Here is a 15,367-nt window from a genome sequence, read left to right as displayed (position 1 = left end):
GGAGGCCTTTCGATCGGCCCGGCGGCTCTCCACCGCCGGGCCGACCTTCTTTGGGGCGCATGATTGTGACGTAGCGGATCTGTATTCACCCGGCGACGACCTGCTGGTGGGACCGTCGTGCGGGGAAGACGAAAGGAAGAGCCACCCCTTACGCCGTCCACGAAGTCGTGGATGCGATGTGATCCACGACGGACACGTCCCGCAGTGCCCGCTTGCAGCGGTGGCCGGACTGTAGTTCTATTCGGATCACCGACCCGTTCATCGTACCTGCTTGCAGGAGTGACGTGATGACGATCCGAAGCCCGATGGTGTTTATCGCCCTGACCGTGCTTGTCCTGGCGCCGGCGGCCGAGGCTCAGTTCATTCCAGGCACGTCGCCGATGGACATGAGCGTGCAGAGCCGGGCGCTGACGAGTTCCGTGATCAACCGGAATGCATTGCGCGGGACGGCGCGCTCGAGCACCGACCGGCGCTCGCAATCGACGGGACGACGCGCTGCCGGGATTCCGTCCGAAACCCTGTCGGATGCGCGCTTTCCGTTCGAGGCGAGTCCCGCGCTGCGCAAGCAGGTGATATCCGAGTTCGTCGACAGGGTGAGGAGCATGGGTCCCGAAGCCGCCAGGGCCGTCGAGACGGAGCTCAGCAGCGCGGCCTTCCACCAGTCGTTCGCGAACACGATGCGCGCCAATGGTCTTGCAGCCGACGACGCAGCCGATGTGCTGACGGTCTATCTGATCGTGGGCTGGGAGATCGTTCGCGGGACCGATGCCGATCCAACCGCCTTGCGCGCGGTGCGCCGGCAGGTCGCTGGGCAGATGGCCGGCAACGCGGCTCTACGCGATCCAACCACCCGCGCGAGGTTCGCCGAGGAGCTCAAGATCATCGCGGCGCTGCTCGGCGGCAGTGCTGAAAATGCCAAGCGCGAGGGCAATGGCACGCAATTCGTCGCCCGCGTGGCCGCGCATTACCAACGGGCGATGAACCGTGATTTCCGCGCAATGCGGCTGACCGCGCAAGGCTTTTCCGACGGCTGACCAGCGCCGCCCTAGGGCATAGCGTCTCTCGGGAGAAACAGGCGTAAACGCAACACTTAGCTGATCTGGAAAGTTTTGCTTGCCTCGCCGCGCGCGATCGGACACTTAGTCACCACGGAAACTAAGGATATCCGATGGCGCTGACGCTCTACTCGCACCCGCTCTCCTCCTGCTGCTGGAAGGTGCTGATCGCCTTGTACGAGCAAGGCACGCCGTTCGAGGCCCGGATGGTCAATCTCGGCGATCCCGACGCGCGACAGGCATTCGAAGCCTTGTGGCCGACGGCGAAGATCCCGCTGCTGGAGGATGACGGCACCGTCTATCCCGAGACCTCGATCATCATCGAGCATCTTCACACGCGCTATTCCGGCACCGGTCCGCTGCTGCCCGAAGACGACGATCTGCGCCTGCATGCGCGCCTATGGGATCGTCTGTTCGATCTCTACGTCATGACTCCGATGCAGCGCTTCATCGCAGAGCTGCTTCGTCCGGAGGCGGAGCGCCACCTGCGCACCCAGGAGGAGGCCCGCGCGGATCTCACGTCCGCCTACGCTCTGATCGAGCAGCGGCTCGGCAGCGGCCCGTGGATCGCGGGAGCGGACTTCACCATTGCCGACTGTGCGGCGGCACCGGCCTTGTTCTACGCCGCCATCGTCCAGCCCCTTCCCGCCGGGCATGCGGCATTGTCCGGCTATTTCGAGCGGTTGATGGCCCGCCCGTCGGTGCGGCGCGTGATCGGCGAGGCGCAACCCTGGTTCCAATATTTCCCCCTGTCCGGTTCGATCCCGGCGCGCTTCCTCGCCGACGATGCCTGAAGCTGGGCACGAGGCCCCGCTCGACCGGATGTTCGTCGCGCTTGCCGACGGCAGCCGCCGCGCGATGATCGATCAATTGAGCCGCGGCCCGGCCTCGGTCTCCGATCTTGCCCGCCCGCTCGGCATTGCCCTTCCGTCCGCGCTCAAGCACCTCGCGGTGCTGGAGGCCGGCGGGATCGTCCGATCGGACAAGTCCGGCCGGGTCCGCACATACCGCATCACGCCCGATGCCTTCGCCGCGCTCGAGGCGTGGATCTCGGCCCGCAAGGCCCACTGGACGCGCGAGTTCGATCGGCTCGCCGATTATCTCGACGGAGAAGAGCAATGATCGAGCGCTCGGCAACCCATGGCAGCTTCGTCCTCGAGCGGCGGTTCACCGCATCGCGCGCCCGCGTGTTCCGCGCCTGGTCCGATCCGGTCGCCAAGAAGCGCTGGTCCGATTGCCATGCGGATGGCGGCACGACCGATTACAGCATGGATTTTCGTCCCGGCGGGCGCGAGATCCACCGTGCCATCCTGCCGGGCGGTGCAGTTCAGCAGATCGAGAAGGTGTTCCTCGAGATCGTCCCCGATGCCCGGATCATCTTCGCCTATGCGATGGAAGCGGGAGGCCGCTCGCTGTCCGCCTCGTTGGTCACCACCGAATTCCACGACGACGGCAGCGAACCCTGCTGAGGCTGACCGAACAGCTCGCCTATCTCGATGGCCATGACGACATCGAGGAACGGATTCGCGGGACCGCCGACGGGCTCGACCGGCTGCTGCTCGAAGTGGAGGATCTGCCGGCGGCCTGAGCTTCAGGCGCCGGAGCCGACCGGGGCCGGAATCAGGCGTCCTGGCCGCCCGGCTCGTGGCGGTGCTCGCCCTTCACCCAACGCACGGTGCCGGTCGAGGCGCGCATCACCACGCTCTCGGTGGTGATCGCGTCGCGGCCGCGCTTCACGCCGGCGAGCAGCGAACCATCGGTGACTCCGGTCGCCGCAAAGATCACGTCGCCGCGGGCGAGATCGTGGAGATCGTAGATCCGGTCCAGTTCCTCGACGCCCCAGCGGGCGGCACGCGCGCGCTCGGCATCGTTGCGGAAGACGAGGCGGCCCTTGAACTGTCCGCCGACGCAGCGCAGCGCCGCGGCCGCGAGCACGCCCTCGGGTGCGCCGCCCTGGCCCATATAGATATCGATCGTCGTCTCGGGATTGCTGACCGCGATCACGCCGGCGACGTCGCCGTCGGGGATCAGCTGGATGCCGCAGCCGAGCGCGCGCAATTCGGAGATCAAGGCCGTGTGGCGAGGGCGATCGAGAACGCAGACGATGATGTCGGCTGGATCGACGCCCTTGGCCGCCGCGATCGCGCGGACATTCTCCGTCGGCGACCTGTCGAGATCGATGACGCCCTCGGGGTAGCCCGGTCCGACGGCGAGCTTCTCCATGTAGACGTCCGGCGCGTTGAGCAGGCAGCCCTCCTCGGCGATGGCGAGGACTGCGAGGGCATTGGGGCCGGCCTTGGCTGTGATCGTGGTGCCCTCCAGCGGATCGAGCGCAATGTCGATCTTCGGACCGCTGCCCTGCGCGGCACCGACCTTCTCGCCGATGAACAGCATCGGGGCCTCGTCGCGCTCACCCTCGCCGATCACGACGGTGCCGTCGAATTCGAGCTGGTTCAGCGCCTCGCGCATGGCTTCGACCGCCGCATGGTCCGCCGCTTTCTCGTCGCCGCGTCCGACCAGCTTGGATGCGGCCACCGCCGCGGCCTCGGTCACGCGGACCATTTCGAGCACCAGAACCCGGTCGAGAACGTGGCTTGCAGTCACCATATAATCTGTCATCCTCTTTCAGGCCCCCGGGATCGCGATAGGCGAGGCACATGACAAAGTCGAGAATGGCGCTCGTCCTGTTCGCCTTCGCATCGGTGCCCGCCTGGTCGGCGCCGCTGCCCGGCGAACTGGCAGAAATTACCGCGGAGCAGGCGATCGAGAGGCAACGCCGCCTCCTTGTTCAAGGCACAGGTATCGACTGCCGAAGCGGCGACGGTGAAGAAATCGTCGTCTGCGGGCGCCGCGGCGCGGATCGAGAGCGCGAGGCGCTCGCCGACCAGCGCGTTCCCGGGGCCCGTACGAGCCTGCTTCCCGGCGAAGCACCGTCCGGATTTGCTGCGATGGGCGCCGGCGACCAGAGCTGTGCCGAGAGCCGCCGATGCGGCGCCTATGTCGATTTCCTCAAGGCCGGCAAGCTTCTCTACAAGATCGGCGAACACCTGCTCGGGCGGGATGACTGAGATCTGACCGCTTCCACCGGGCAGGGCGAATTCGACGATGTGCGGCCGACGACATCGCGGCTGGCACCTTTGCCGAGCTCGCGTGTATTGAAGCGCAGGAGAGGACCGCAATGGCCGACAAAGACGATGCTTCCCGGACTGGCGCGCCTGGCGCTGCCCCATCGCTTCCGACGTTGGAGGAAATGCAGCAATGGACCTGGGTGATGGGCCGCGCCCAGCAGCTGATGATGGAGTTCCTCGCCCAGCAGATGCGCGAGGTGAAGCCGCCCGAGCCGCAGGCGCTTGCCCAAGCGATGCCGTGGATGAACATGTTCCCCGATCCGGCGAAGCTGGCGGAGCAGCAGGTGACGCTGTGGACGGATGGGTTGTCGTTGTGGCAGCGGGCGCTCGGCTTCGACGGCGGCAAGAGCGAGCTCGCTGAGAAAGCCGATCGCGACAAGCGTTTCAATGCGCCGCAATGGCAGGACAATCCCATCTTCGACATGATCCGGCAGAGCTATCTGCTCGTCTCCGAACGCTTGCTCGGATCGGTCGACGCGATCGAAGGGCTCGACCCCAAGCAGCGCGAGAAGGCGCGTTTCCTGACCAAGAGCTTCGTCGACGCGATGGCGCCGTCCAACTTCGCGCTGACCAATCCGCTGGTGCTCGAACGGGCGATGGAGACCAAGGGCGAGAGTCTGCTCAGGGGGCTGGAGCACATGCTCCGCGATCTTTCGAAGGGCCAGCTCACCCACACCGATCCGACGGCGTTCGAGGTCGGACGCAATATCGCAATGACGCCCGGCAAGGTGGTCAAACGCACGCCGCTCTACGAGCTCGTCCAGTTTTCCCCGACGACGGAGAGCGTCTTCGAGACGCCGCTGGTGATCTTCCCACCCTGGATCAACCGCTATTATATTCTCGACCTCAACCCGAAGAAGAGCTTCATCCGCTGGGCGGTGGAGCAAGGCCTGACCGTCTTCGTGGTCTCTTGGAAATCGGCGGACGAGACGCTCGCCGAGACCGTCCTCGACGATTATGTGCTGCGCGGCCAGATCGACGCGATCGACACGATCCGCGACCTGCTCGGCGTCGAGAGCGTCCACGCCATCGGCTATTGCGTGGCCGGCACGACGCTCGCCTGCACCCTTGCCCTGCTTGCCGCGCGCGGCGAGGCGCAGAAGGTCGCCAGTGCCACCTTCTTCACCGCCCAGATCGACTTCTCTGAAGCCGGGGATCTGAAGCTGTTCATCGCCGACGAGACCCTGGACATGATCGAGCAGATGTCCGCGGAGAAAGGCTATCTGGACGGTCGCTACATGGCGGCGACGTTCAACATGCTGCGCGGGCGCGATCTGATCTGGAACTACGTTACCAGCAATTATCTGCTCGGTGAGGATTATCCCCCGTTCGACCTGCTCCACTGGAACGGCGACACGACCAACCTCCCCGCGAAGTGGCACCATTCCTATCTTCGGGATTTCTACCGGGACAACAAGTTGGTGACCGGCGGCATTGTCGTCGACGGAGAGCCGATCGATCTCGGCAAGGTTGAGACTCCGACCTATGTCCAGGCCGGACGCGAGGACCACATCGCGCCGGCGCACAGCGTTTGGAAGATCACCCATCACTTCAAGGGACCGCTGCGCTTCGTGCTTGCGGGATCCGGGCATATTGCCGGCGTGGTCAATCCCCCGGAGGCGCAGAAATACCAATATTGGACCAACGACGCGAAGGTCTCCACGCTCGAGGAGTTCGTCGCCGGTGCCACTGAGACCAAGGGCAGCTGGTGGCCGGACTGGATCGCCTGGATCGGCGCCCGCTCCGACAAGCGGGTGGCTGCGAAAGGTGCGCGCACGCCGGGCAAGGGCAAGCTCAAGGCGATCGAGGACGCCCCGGGGAGTTACGTGCGAGGCCGCTGAGTCCCACGACAAGCCCTTGCGCCGATTAAATAAAGTTGCTTTGCTGCACCGCACAAACTGCTTGATTTGAACCGGCGAATCACCTATGTTGCGATGCAGCAAAGGTTAGGTGATTGAAATGGCTGACGAAACCAGCACGACTGAAGCTCCTTCCATTGACGCGACTTCGGCTGCGGAGGCTTCGGCCACCGCGGTGAAGGCCGATGATCAGACCTCCGCGCCTGCGCCCACCGCAGCGCCGGCGGCTCCGATCGCCAAGGCGACGAAGTCTGTTCCGGCACTTCGCGTCCGCAAGGCCGCGGCAGCCGCTCCGGCGAAGACCGCTGCTCCGGCGCCAAGGTCCGCGCCGATCGCAGCCAAGCCGGTGAAGAAGGTGAGCAAGGTCCTGTCCAAGGCGGCACCGAAGGCCTCCGTCGCGCGCAAGCCTGCGCCGGCGCAGCCCACGGTCAAAGCCCTGCCGGCGCCGACAGCCATTTCACCCAAGACCTTGAATCTGAATGAAGGGATGAGGATCATGTTCAACGACACCAATGTTGCAGAGCGTTTCCAGGCCGTTTTCGGCGATGCCAATGAGCGCGCCAAGACCGTCATCGAGCGCAACACCCGTATCGCCGAAGAGCTGACCGAGCTCGGTCGCGGCAACGTCGAGGCGGTCGTCGCTTCGTCCAAGGTTGCCGCGCGCGGCTTCGAGACGCTCGGCCAGGAAGTTGCCGAATTCGGCCGCAAGAGCTTCGAGGACGCCTCCGCGACCCTGAAGAGCCTCGCCGAAGTGAAGACGCCGGCCGACTTCTTCCGCCTGCAGAGCGAGTTCGCCCGCACCCAGTTCGACGCGCTCGTCGCCGAGAGCTCGAAGCTGAGCGAGACCGTGCTCAAGCTCGCCGGTGAAGTCGCCGAGCCGATCACGAATCGCGCGACGGTTGCCGCCGAGCGCGTTCGCACCGCCGCTGCCCTCTAAGCAGCGTCGCACCGAGATCGAGAAGGCGGCTCGTCCAGCGGACGGGCCGCCTTTTTGCTTAGGCATCGCGGCGGCCTTGGGCCTTACCGGTGCCCATCCGATGGAAATTCGCCGAGACGTGTGCGTTTATCGCTTGCGGCAGGAGCGAATCTCTTGTCCCAGGTGCGTCCGGTGCAATATTTAGTGCATGCTTATGTCATCGAATGAACTGACGATCACCGCCGCGGGCGAACGCAAGGGCGACGACGAAGGGACGGGCCTTGGGGTCGCGACCCGAACGCGGACTCGCACCAAGACGCCCTCCCCCTACAAGGTGCTGATGCTGAACGACGATTACACGCCGATGGAGTTCGTCGTGCTCGTCTTGCAGCGCTTCTTCAAGATGGGCATCGAGGACGCGACCCGAGTCATGCTCCAGGTCCACCAGCGCGGCGTGGGCGTGTGCGGGGTGTTCAGCTACGAAGTGGCGGAAACCAAGGTCTCGCAGGTCATCGACTATGCCCGCGAGAACCAGCACCCGCTCCAGTGCACGCTCGAGAAAGCCTGATAGGGTTCCACTGACGCCGCGCCCGAACGGGTGCCTGGCTTCCTTCGATGGAGAGGCGCCAGCGTGCCGGACGCTGTCGACTCTGCGACGGTCGGGCCGGACGGGTGGGCCGTAGCGCATGCCTCGTTACGGGCTCGTCGCGCCTCTTGCACGGGGCTGCCAAACCACTAAGAACCCGACATGGATCGCATCATCATCCGGGGCGGGAAGCCCCTCAACGGCCGCATTCCCATCTCGGGCGCCAAGAACGCAGCACTCACTTTGCTGCCCTGCGCCTTGCTCACCGACGAGCCGCTGACGCTGCGCAACCTGCCGCGCCTGGCCGACGTCGACAGCTTCGGCCATCTGCTCAACCAGCTGGGCGTGTCGACGATGATCGAGGGCGCACGGCCCGACGAATTCGGTCGTGTCATGACCCTGCGCGCCTCCAACATCGCCTCGACGGTCGCGCCCTACGACATCGTCCGCAAGATGCGCGCCTCGATCCTGGTGCTGGGGCCGCTGGTCGCCCGCGCCGGTGAAGCGACCGTGTCGCTGCCCGGCGGCTGCGCGATCGGCATGCGCCCGGTGGATCTCCACCTCAAGGCGCTGGAAGCGCTCGGCGCGGAAATCGAGATCGCGTCCGGCTACGTGAAGGCGACCGCGCCCGGCGGACGCCTGCAGGGCGGCACGATCCGCTTCCCCTTCGTCTCGGTGGGCGCGACCGAGAATGCGCTGATGGCGGCGGTGCTCGCCAAGGGCACGACGGTGATCGAGAATGCGGCGCGCGAGCCGGAGATCACCGATCTTGCCAAGTGCCTGATCGCGATGGGCGCCGACATCGAGGGCCTGCGTACCGACACGTTGACCATCCAGGGCAAGGACCGACTGCACGGCGCCACCTATTCGGTGATGCCCGATCGCATCGAGGCGGGCAGCTATGCCTGTGCGGCCGGGATCACCGGGGGTTCGCTCGACCTGATCGGCGCCCGCAAGGAAACGATGCCCTCGATCCTCTCCAGCCTGACCGACGCCGGGCTGATCGTGGAGGATCTCGACGACGGCATTCGCGTCCGCGCCGATGGCGGCCTGAAGCCGCTTTCGATCTCGACCGCACCCTATCCCGCGTTCCCGACCGACATGCAGGCGCAGTTCATGGCCATGCTGACCCTGGCGGATGGCACCAGTCTGCTCACCGAGACGATCTTCGAGAATCGCTACATGCACGTGCCCGAGCTGCACCGCATGGGCGCCGACATCGAAGTGCGCGGCCGCTCGGCGGTGGTGAAGGGCGTCAAGGCACTGCACGGCGCGCCCGTCATGGCCACCGATCTGCGCGCCTCGATGAGCTTGGTGCTCGCCGGCCTTGCCGCCAGCGGCGAAACCCAGGTCAACCGCGTCTACCATCTCGACCGCGGCTACGAGCGGCTCGAGGAGAAGCTCCAAGCCGTGGGCGCAGACATCGAGCGCGCCAGCGACGGGTAAGGGGGACAGCTCCTTCTCTTCAGGTGAAGGGGCGGCAGTGCCCTTCTCCACGCAATCACAGCATGCTCCAAACGTGGCTACCTCGATCCCTCCCATGACGGTTAGAGCTTCAGGAGGTCCTCCTCGCTGGGGAGAAGGGGGACCAACCGGCGGATGGAGGAAGGGTTCTAGAGGCCCGTCGTGGGCTTGATGGTCTGACGTCTCGGGACACCCTCCACCACCTTTCAGGCGGTCCCCCTCCCCGGTCCGGGGAGGATCTTGAGGTCAGGCCAGCACTTCGATCGTGTGGATCAGCAGGCCGACGAGGCCGCCGACGAGGGTGCCGTTGATGCGGATATATTGGAGGTCGCGGCCGACCGCATTTTCCAGGCGTCCGGTGATCGTGCGGGCATCCCAGCCGCGGACGGTGTCCGAGACCAGGGTAACGATGCCGCTGCCGTAGGTGGCGACGACGCCGACGACGGCGCGCCGGGCGAAGCTGTTGATCGCGCCCTTCAGCCGCGGATCCTGCTGAACAGACTCGCCGAGCTGCCGAAGCGCTTCGCCGAACTTGCCGGCGAGCACCGCATCGGGATCACGTGCCGCCTTGAGCAGAGCCGCCCGGCTATTCTCCCACAGGCCGCCGACCCATTCCGTCACCGCCTTGTTGGCGAGGATCTCGGCCTTCCAGGCTTCGACCTTCTCCTGGGTCTCCGCGTCCCACTGCATGTCCCAGGCAAGGCCGGCGAGCCCCTCCTCCGCCTTGGCCCGAAGCGGGTGCTGGGGATCGACCGCCATGTCGATGGTCAGGCGCCTGAGCCCGTCGACGATCGCGTCGGCGAGCCGCTCGTCGAGGCCGGCAAGACGCACGATCCAGCCGGCCTTCTGGTGAACCATGGCGCGGATGATGTCTTCATTCGCATCGAGCGTGCGGCCTGCCCAGGTGACGATCGAATCGAGCATCGGCACGTGCCGTTCCTCGTTGATCGCCGCTTCCAAGGTCTTGCCGAGCAGCGGCGAGACGTCGAGCGTCTTCAGCCGCGCGGCCACGGCAGCCTTGACCATGCCGCCCAGCCGTTCCTCGTCCAAGCTCTCGAGCAGGCCGGCGAACAGCCGGGAGGCGCCTTCGCGCAGCCGGCCCTCGGGCGGAGGGTTGGCGAGGAAGCGGCCGATCGCGCCGGCGATGTCGACGTTGCGCATCCGCCGCGCGACCACCGAGGGGATCAGGAAATTGTCGCGCAAGAAGGAGGCAAGCGTCTCGCCGATGCGATCCTTGTTGCGCGGGATGATCGCGGTGTGCGGGATCGGCAGGCCTAGCGGGTGGCGAAACAAGGCGGTGACCGCGAACCAGTCGGCGAGGCCGCCGACCATCGCCGCCTCGGCGAAGGCGCGAACGAAGCCCCATGCGGGGTGCAGCGGCTGGAGGCGGGTTGCGGCAATGAAGAGGATCGCCATCGCCACCAGCATGAAGGTGGCGAGCATGCGCATCGCGCGAAGTCCGCTCTGCGGCTGGCCATTGGCCAAGGCAGGGACGCGAAACGGGGCAGAACGGCCGTGAGGAGTCATCACCCCTCCAATCGCTCTGCCCCCAAATGGTTCACTCGGCAGGCTGATGCGTGGTCGGTGCCGGCCCGTGATCCTGCTCGCCCTGATAGGTGACCAGCTTGCGGGCCCAGCGTCCGAGGAACTTCTCGGCGCCGAGCGCGAGCGAGAAGGAGCCCGGCACGATCACCAGGGTCAGCACGGTCGACAGGATCAGGCCGCCGATCACGGTGATGCCCATCGGCGCGCGCCACGCGCTGTCGCCCGACAGCGAAATTGCCGTCGGCACCATGCCGGCAACCATCGCGACCGTGGTCATCACGATCGGCTGGGCACGCTTGTGGCCCGCGTCGATGATCGCCGTGGTCTTGTCGACGCCCTTGTCCATCTCCTCGAGCGCGAAGTCGATCAGCAGGATCGAGTTCTTGGCGACGATCCCGATCAGCATCAGCATGCCGATATAGACCGGCATCGAGATCGGATGCCCGGTGGCCATCAGCGCCAGTGTGCCGCCGAGCGGTGCCACCAGCAGCGAGGCCATGTTGACGAAGGGCGGCACGAACCTCTTGTAGAGCAGCACCAGCACGGCAAGCACCAGCAGGATGCCGGCGATGACGGCGATGATGAAGTTCGCGATCATTTCGCCCTGCCACTTGCTCATTCCGGTTTCGATCCGGTTCACGCCGAGCGGCAGATTGACGAGAGTGGGCAGCGCGTCGATCTTCTTCATCGCGTCGCCGGTGACCTTGCCGGGGGCGAGATCGGCACCGACGGTGACGCGGCGCACCTGATTGATCCGTTCGATCCGGGTCGGGCCGGCGCCGAAGCCGATTTCGGCGACCAGGCGGAGCGGCACGGAGCCGCCGGTGGTGGTCGGCACCGGCAGGTTCTGGATGGTCGAAAGGCGCTGGCGCGCATCCTGGTCGAGCGCCACCCGGATCGGGATCTGGCGGTCGGAGAGCGAGAAGCGGGCGCTGTTCTGATCGATGTCACCAAGCGTGGCGATGCGGATCGCGGAGCTCAATGCCCCGGTGGTGACGCCGAGATTGGCAGCGAGATCGAGGCGCGGCCGGATCGTGATCTCCGGACGTTGGAGATCCCCCTGCACCCGCGGCGCGGTCACCTCAGGCACCTTCGACAGTTCCTCGACGACCTTGTTGGCCACTTCCTGCAGCTTGGCGGGATCGTCGCTGCCAAGGGTCAGCATGATGTCGCGGCCGCCGCCGAACTGCGAGCGGAAGGAAACGCGCGCGTCGGCGATCTGGGAAAGCTGCGGCGCCACCTCCCGCTCGAGCTCGGTGCTCTCGCGCTCGCGCTGATCCTTTTCCTTGAGCTTTGCGGTAACGCTGCCGCTGCCGACATTGACTCGGGTGTAGAGGGATTCGACCTCCGGCTGCTTGCGCAGGATCGCTTCCACCTCGCGTGCGACGGCGCCGGTCTGCGGCAAGGTGGTGCCGGGCGCCATTTCGATATTGGCGGTGATGAGATCGGAATCGGTGGTCGGCTGGAAGGTCTGCGGAAGCATCATGAACGTGCCGATCGTCGCCGCGAAGGCGAGGACGCCGGACAGCACGGCGACCCAGCGATGGCGCATCGTCCAGCGCAGCACGGCCATGTAGATGTCCATCAGGAAGCCTTCGCCGTGCGAGGCATGCCCCTTCGACTTGAGGAAATAGGCGGCGATCATCGGCGTGATCATGCGCGCCACGGCAAGGCTCATCAGCACCGCGACGACGACGGTGAAGCCGAAATTCTTGAAGAACTGGCCGGCGACGCCCGGCATCAGGCCGACCGGCAGGAATACCGCCACGATCGACATCGTCGTCGCGAGCACGGCCAGACCGATCTCGTCGGCAGCGTCGATCGCAGCCTGATAGGCGGATTTGCCCATGCGCATGTGTCTGACGATATTCTCGATCTCGACGATCGCATCGTCGACGAGCACGCCGGCGACGAGGCTGAGCGCAAGCAGGGTCATGCTGTTGAGCGTGAAGCCCATCAGATCCATGAACCAGAAGGTCGGGATCGCCGACAGCGGAATGGCGAGCGCAGAGATTGCAGTTGCCCGCCAATCGCGCAGGAAGATGAAGACGACGACGACGGCGAGCAGCGCGCCTTCGAGCATCGCATCGCGCGCCGATTTATACTGTTCCTTGGTGTATTTGACCCAGTTGGTCAGCTGGACGAACTTGACGTCCGGATTGCGCTTTTCAAGCGCCTTCAGCTTCTCGTAGGCACCGTCATAGACGCTGACATCGGATTCGCCCTTGGCGCGCTGCATGCCGAAGCTCAGCACCTGCTGACCGTCCTGGGTCGCGTAGCCGCGGCGTTCGGCGTAGAGATCCTTGACCTGGGCGATCTCGGCCAGCTTCACGGTCCGGCCCCCACCGATCGCGATTTCGGTCTGGCCGAGTTCGTAGGCGTTCTTGGCGTTGCCGAGCACGCGCACCGATTGCTCGGATCCGGCGATCTCGGCGCGGCCGCCGGCCGCGTTGACGTTGACCGCGCGCAGCTGCTGGTTGACCTGGCTGGCCGTGATTCCGAGCGCCTGAAGCTTGTCGGAATCGACGATCACGCGGATCTCGCGAGAGACGCCGCCGCGGCGATCGATTCCGGCCATGCCCGGCACCGACAGCAATTCCTTCGACACGGTGTTGTCGACGTACCAGCTCAGTTCCTCCAGCGTCATCGCGGTCGAGACCACGGCGAAGCTGGCAAGATCGTTGCCGCTGGTATCCTCGCGGCGCACCTGCGGCTCGAGGATGCCTTCCGGAAGATCGCTGCGGATCTGCTGGACAGCGTCACGAATATCGTTGACCGAGCGATCGATCGGCGTGCCGATGTCGAGCTGGACGACCGTCGTGGAATTGCCCTCGCTGACATAGGAGGTGATCTCGTCGACTCCGGAGATCGAGCGCACCGCGGCTTCGACGCGCTGCGCGACCTGGGTCTCGAGTTCGGTCGGCGCGGCGCCCGGCTGCGAGATCGAGATGATCGCGACCGGGAAATCGATGTCCGGATCATTCTGCACCTCCATGCGGAGGAAGCTGACCAGGCCGGCAATGCTCAGCGCGACGAAGATGACGAGCGGTGAGACCGGATTGCGGATCGACCACGCGGAGATGTTGCGGAAGTTCATGCGTAGCGCTCCTTAACGCGCGGTCGCGCGAACCGGCTGGACCTTCTGTCCGGGATTGAGGAAGGCGCCGGCCGACTGCACGACACGCTCGTTGCCGTTCAGGCCCGACATGATCGCGACACCCTGATCGGAGACTTCGCCGGTGGTGACATCGCGGCGGACAACGGCATTGTTCTGGTCGATGAGGTAGACGAAATTGCCCTTGTCGTCGCTCTGCACGGCGCTTTCCGGAAGCAGCGGTGCATCGACCGCGCCCGCTCGGATCATCGCGCTGGCGAAACCGCCCGGACGGAGCATCTGATGATAGGGCACCGCGATCCGGGCATTGCCCTGGCGGGTCTGCGGATCGATGATCGGAGACACCTGCCACACCCGGCCCTGGAAGCTCTGGCTCGAGCCGACCGGGGTCACCGTCGCCGGGATACCCGGGGTGATCCCCGAAAGGTCTTCCTGGCTGAGCCGGGCGAGCAACTCCATCTCGCCGCCCTGGGCCATGCGGAACAAGGCGCCGGAGCCGCTGCTCACCACCTGACCGGCTTCGACGTTGCGGCCGAGAATGAGGCCGGCGGCCGGGGCACGGACGTCGAGGCGGCCGATGCGCGCCTGGGCGGCGCCGAGCTGGGCCTGGGCGACACGGACGCGCGCATTCGCGGCATCGCGGGTGGCGATCCGGCGCTCGACGTCGGCCTTGGAGATGAAACCGCGTCCGACCAGCGACTGGGCACGATCGAGCTCCTGCTGGGCAAGCCGGGCATCGGCGCGGGCGACCTCGATCGAGGCGGCGAGCTGCCGGGCTTCCTGCGTCTGCACGGCACGCTCGATGACCGCCAGCGTCTGGCCGGCGCCGACCCACTGGCCCGGCTCGACGAGAACGCGGACGACCTTGCCGCCTTCGCCGGCGACGCCGACCGGCATGTCGCGGCGGGCGGCGAGCGTCCCGGTGGCGGAAATGGTGCGGACGACCTGCTGGCGGCCGGGAACGATGACGCTGACTCGCGGCGTCTGCCCGCCCGCCCCGCCGGCAGCTTCGCCGGCCTTCGCCGCTGCGGCTGGATCGTCGCCGCTCTTGCCGCTGCCGAACACCAGCACCGCGGCGACAAGGGCGACCAGGACGACCGCGGCAGCAAGGATGATGTTGCGGCGCTTGCGCCGGCGGGCCAGCGCCGCGTCGTCAAGCGTTTCGACTTCGAGCGCGTCGCTGCTCCACTTTCCCTGCTGCACGTTCATGACTTTCATTATCCCCACACCGCATGCGGCCCGGTCAGTTCCGGCTTACTGTGTTAGCCGAATAAATCACCTGCCTCAAGTCCAAAGTGCCGCAGCTGCCCCCGCTGCAACGGAACCGGTCTGTACAGTTTTTGTTGGAGCAAGGCCATTGCGGATATATCCACGCTGGGTGCCGCGCAAAAACGGGCAAGGGAGGAACAGATGAATCTGATGGCTGATTATGGCTGGCTGTTGTGGATAGTCATCGGCGGTCTCGCGGGCGTGATCGCGAAAGCCATCGTGCCCGGCAAGGAACCGGGCGGCTGCATCGTCACCATATTGCTGGGCGTCGCGGGTGCGCTGCTCGCCGGCTTCCTCGGCAACGCGCTCGGCTGGTACCGGCCGGGCGAAGGGGCAGGCTTCATCGCGGCAGTCGTCGGCGCGATCATCATCCTCTTCATCTGGAAGCTGATTTCCGGCCGACGCGTTCGATAGAAAGCTGGATTCCGGG

General features: G+C 65.9%; 15 protein-coding genes. 10 read left to right on the top strand and 5 right to left on the bottom strand.

Annotation, left to right across the window (positions count from 1 at the left end; all coding sequences use genetic code 11):
- Nucleotides 1-287 precede the first annotated feature (287 nt).
- From C7I55_RS21920 to C7I55_RS21905, 4 genes are all read left to right on the top strand, one after another.
- A complete protein-coding gene (locus C7I55_RS21920) occupies nucleotides 288-1,034 on the top strand; it encodes a DUF6683 family protein (protein ID WP_106515159.1) in 747 nt (248 codons plus the stop codon).
- A gap of 134 nt (nucleotides 1,035-1,168) precedes the next feature.
- Complete coding sequence (locus tag C7I55_RS21915; protein WP_106515158.1) at nucleotides 1,169-1,849, top strand: glutathione S-transferase family protein; 681 nt, start codon at nucleotides 1,169-1,171, stop codon at nucleotides 1,847-1,849.
- A complete protein-coding gene (locus C7I55_RS21910; protein WP_106515157.1) occupies nucleotides 1,842-2,177 on the top strand; it encodes an ArsR/SmtB family transcription factor in 336 nt (111 codons plus the stop codon). Before C7I55_RS21915 ends, C7I55_RS21910 begins: the two co-directional genes overlap by 8 nt.
- Nucleotides 2,174-2,524, top strand: coding sequence for an SRPBCC domain-containing protein (locus C7I55_RS21905; RefSeq protein WP_106515156.1), 351 nt, complete (start codon nucleotides 2,174-2,176; stop codon nucleotides 2,522-2,524). Before C7I55_RS21910 ends, C7I55_RS21905 begins: the two co-directional genes overlap by 4 nt.
- A gap of 151 nt (nucleotides 2,525-2,675) precedes the next feature.
- On the opposite strand, the gene glpX is transcribed toward C7I55_RS21905, so the two are convergent.
- A complete protein-coding gene (glpX, locus tag C7I55_RS21900) occupies nucleotides 2,676-3,662 on the bottom strand; it encodes a class II fructose-bisphosphatase (RefSeq protein ID WP_106515155.1) in 987 nt (328 codons plus the stop codon).
- A gap of 50 nt (nucleotides 3,663-3,712) precedes the next feature.
- Here glpX and C7I55_RS21895 point away from each other — a divergent pair, with 50 nt between their 5' ends.
- Together C7I55_RS21895 and C7I55_RS21890 are read left to right on the top strand one after the other, a co-directional pair.
- Nucleotides 3,713-4,123: a hypothetical protein gene (locus tag C7I55_RS21895; protein WP_146151110.1), complete on the top strand. Its 411-nt coding sequence runs from the start codon at nucleotides 3,713-3,715 to the stop codon at nucleotides 4,121-4,123.
- Between the two features lie 110 nt (nucleotides 4,124-4,233).
- Nucleotides 4,234-6,024, top strand: a complete 1,791-nt coding sequence (locus C7I55_RS21890; protein ID WP_106515153.1) for a PHA/PHB synthase family protein — start codon at nucleotides 4,234-4,236, stop codon at nucleotides 6,022-6,024.
- Between the two features lie 207 nt (nucleotides 6,025-6,231).
- On the opposite strand, the gene C7I55_RS27845 is transcribed toward C7I55_RS21890, so the two are convergent.
- Nucleotides 6,232-6,498 carry a hypothetical protein gene (locus tag C7I55_RS27845; protein WP_233222348.1) on the bottom strand — a complete coding sequence of 89 codons (267 nt, stop codon included), beginning with the start codon at nucleotides 6,496-6,498 and terminating at the stop codon, nucleotides 6,232-6,234.
- A gap of 40 nt (nucleotides 6,499-6,538) precedes the next feature.
- Between C7I55_RS27845 and C7I55_RS27840 the strand changes: the two genes are divergently transcribed.
- The 3 genes from C7I55_RS27840 to murA all read left to right on the top strand — a co-directional run bounded on the left by C7I55_RS27840 (nucleotide 6,539) and on the right by murA (nucleotide 8,990).
- Nucleotides 6,539-6,979, top strand: a complete 441-nt coding sequence (locus C7I55_RS27840; protein WP_158266533.1) for a phasin family protein — start codon at nucleotides 6,539-6,541, stop codon at nucleotides 6,977-6,979.
- A gap of 193 nt (nucleotides 6,980-7,172) precedes the next feature.
- A complete protein-coding gene (gene clpS / locus C7I55_RS21880; protein ID WP_199193002.1) occupies nucleotides 7,173-7,526 on the top strand; it encodes an ATP-dependent Clp protease adapter ClpS in 354 nt (117 codons plus the stop codon).
- A 180-nt stretch (nucleotides 7,527-7,706) separates the two neighbouring features.
- Complete coding sequence (gene murA / locus C7I55_RS21875) at nucleotides 7,707-8,990, top strand: UDP-N-acetylglucosamine 1-carboxyvinyltransferase (protein WP_106515150.1); 1,284 nt, start codon at nucleotides 7,707-7,709, stop codon at nucleotides 8,988-8,990.
- 264 nt (nucleotides 8,991-9,254) lie between these two features.
- On the opposite strand, the gene C7I55_RS21870 is transcribed toward murA, so the two are convergent.
- The 3 genes from C7I55_RS21870 to C7I55_RS21860 form a co-directional block, all read right to left on the bottom strand.
- Nucleotides 9,255-10,457, bottom strand: a complete 1,203-nt coding sequence (locus tag C7I55_RS21870) for a DUF445 domain-containing protein (protein ID WP_106515149.1) — start codon at nucleotides 10,455-10,457, stop codon at nucleotides 9,255-9,257.
- Nucleotides 10,458-10,566: 109 nt separating this feature from the next.
- Entirely contained in the window at nucleotides 10,567-13,650 is a 3,084-nt protein-coding gene (locus C7I55_RS21865) for an efflux RND transporter permease subunit (protein ID WP_106515148.1), read from the bottom strand.
- A gap of 12 nt (nucleotides 13,651-13,662) precedes the next feature.
- Nucleotides 13,663-14,877 (bottom strand): efflux RND transporter periplasmic adaptor subunit, encoded by a 1,215-nt coding sequence (locus tag C7I55_RS21860; protein ID WP_106515147.1) that lies wholly within the window; start codon nucleotides 14,875-14,877, stop codon nucleotides 13,663-13,665.
- Between the two features lie 201 nt (nucleotides 14,878-15,078).
- Here C7I55_RS21860 and C7I55_RS21855 point away from each other — a divergent pair, with 201 nt between their 5' ends.
- Nucleotides 15,079-15,351, top strand: a complete 273-nt coding sequence (locus C7I55_RS21855) for a GlsB/YeaQ/YmgE family stress response membrane protein (protein WP_106515146.1) — start codon at nucleotides 15,079-15,081, stop codon at nucleotides 15,349-15,351.
- The last annotated feature ends 16 nt before the right edge of the window (nucleotides 15,352-15,367 follow it).

The organism is Allosphingosinicella deserti, from assembly GCF_003012735.1.
In the GTDB taxonomy this organism is placed as follows: domain Bacteria; phylum Pseudomonadota; class Alphaproteobacteria; order Sphingomonadales; family Sphingomonadaceae; genus Allosphingosinicella; species Allosphingosinicella deserti.
Note: the sequence above shows the minus strand (reverse complement) of the source record. Positions and strands in the feature narration are given on the sequence as shown.

Bases quoted from the DNA above. Each gene is read 5' to 3' on its own strand.
- C7I55_RS21920 (WP_106515159.1), top strand. From the start codon at position 288: ATGACGATCCGAAGCCCGATGGTGTTTATCGCCCTGACCGTGCTTGTC.
- C7I55_RS21915 (WP_106515158.1), top strand. From the start codon at position 1,169: ATGGCGCTGACGCTCTACTCGCACCCGCTCTCCTCCTGCTGCTGGAAG.
- C7I55_RS21910 (WP_106515157.1), top strand. From the start codon at position 1,842: ATGCCTGAAGCTGGGCACGAGGCCCCGCTCGACCGGATGTTCGTCGCG.
- C7I55_RS21905 (WP_106515156.1), top strand. From the start codon at position 2,174: ATGATCGAGCGCTCGGCAACCCATGGCAGCTTCGTCCTCGAGCGGCGG.
- glpX (WP_106515155.1), bottom strand. From the start codon at position 3,662: ATGGTGACTGCAAGCCACGTTCTCGACCGGGTTCTGGTGCTCGAAATG.
- C7I55_RS21895 (WP_146151110.1), top strand. From the start codon at position 3,713: ATGACAAAGTCGAGAATGGCGCTCGTCCTGTTCGCCTTCGCATCGGTG.
- C7I55_RS21890 (WP_106515153.1), top strand. From the start codon at position 4,234: ATGGCCGACAAAGACGATGCTTCCCGGACTGGCGCGCCTGGCGCTGCC.
- C7I55_RS27845 (WP_233222348.1), bottom strand. From the start codon at position 6,498: ATGGCTGTCGGCGCCGGCAGGGCTTTGACCGTGGGCTGCGCCGGCGCA.
- C7I55_RS27840 (WP_158266533.1), top strand. From the start codon at position 6,539: ATGTTCAACGACACCAATGTTGCAGAGCGTTTCCAGGCCGTTTTCGGC.
- clpS (WP_199193002.1), top strand. From the start codon at position 7,173: ATGTCATCGAATGAACTGACGATCACCGCCGCGGGCGAACGCAAGGGC.
- murA (WP_106515150.1), top strand. From the start codon at position 7,707: ATGGATCGCATCATCATCCGGGGCGGGAAGCCCCTCAACGGCCGCATT.
- C7I55_RS21870 (WP_106515149.1), bottom strand. From the start codon at position 10,457: ATGCGCATGCTCGCCACCTTCATGCTGGTGGCGATGGCGATCCTCTTC.
- C7I55_RS21865 (WP_106515148.1), bottom strand. From the start codon at position 13,650: ATGAACTTCCGCAACATCTCCGCGTGGTCGATCCGCAATCCGGTCTCA.
- C7I55_RS21860 (WP_106515147.1), bottom strand. From the start codon at position 14,877: ATGAACGTGCAGCAGGGAAAGTGGAGCAGCGACGCGCTCGAAGTCGAA.
- C7I55_RS21855 (WP_106515146.1), top strand. From the start codon at position 15,079: ATGAATCTGATGGCTGATTATGGCTGGCTGTTGTGGATAGTCATCGGC.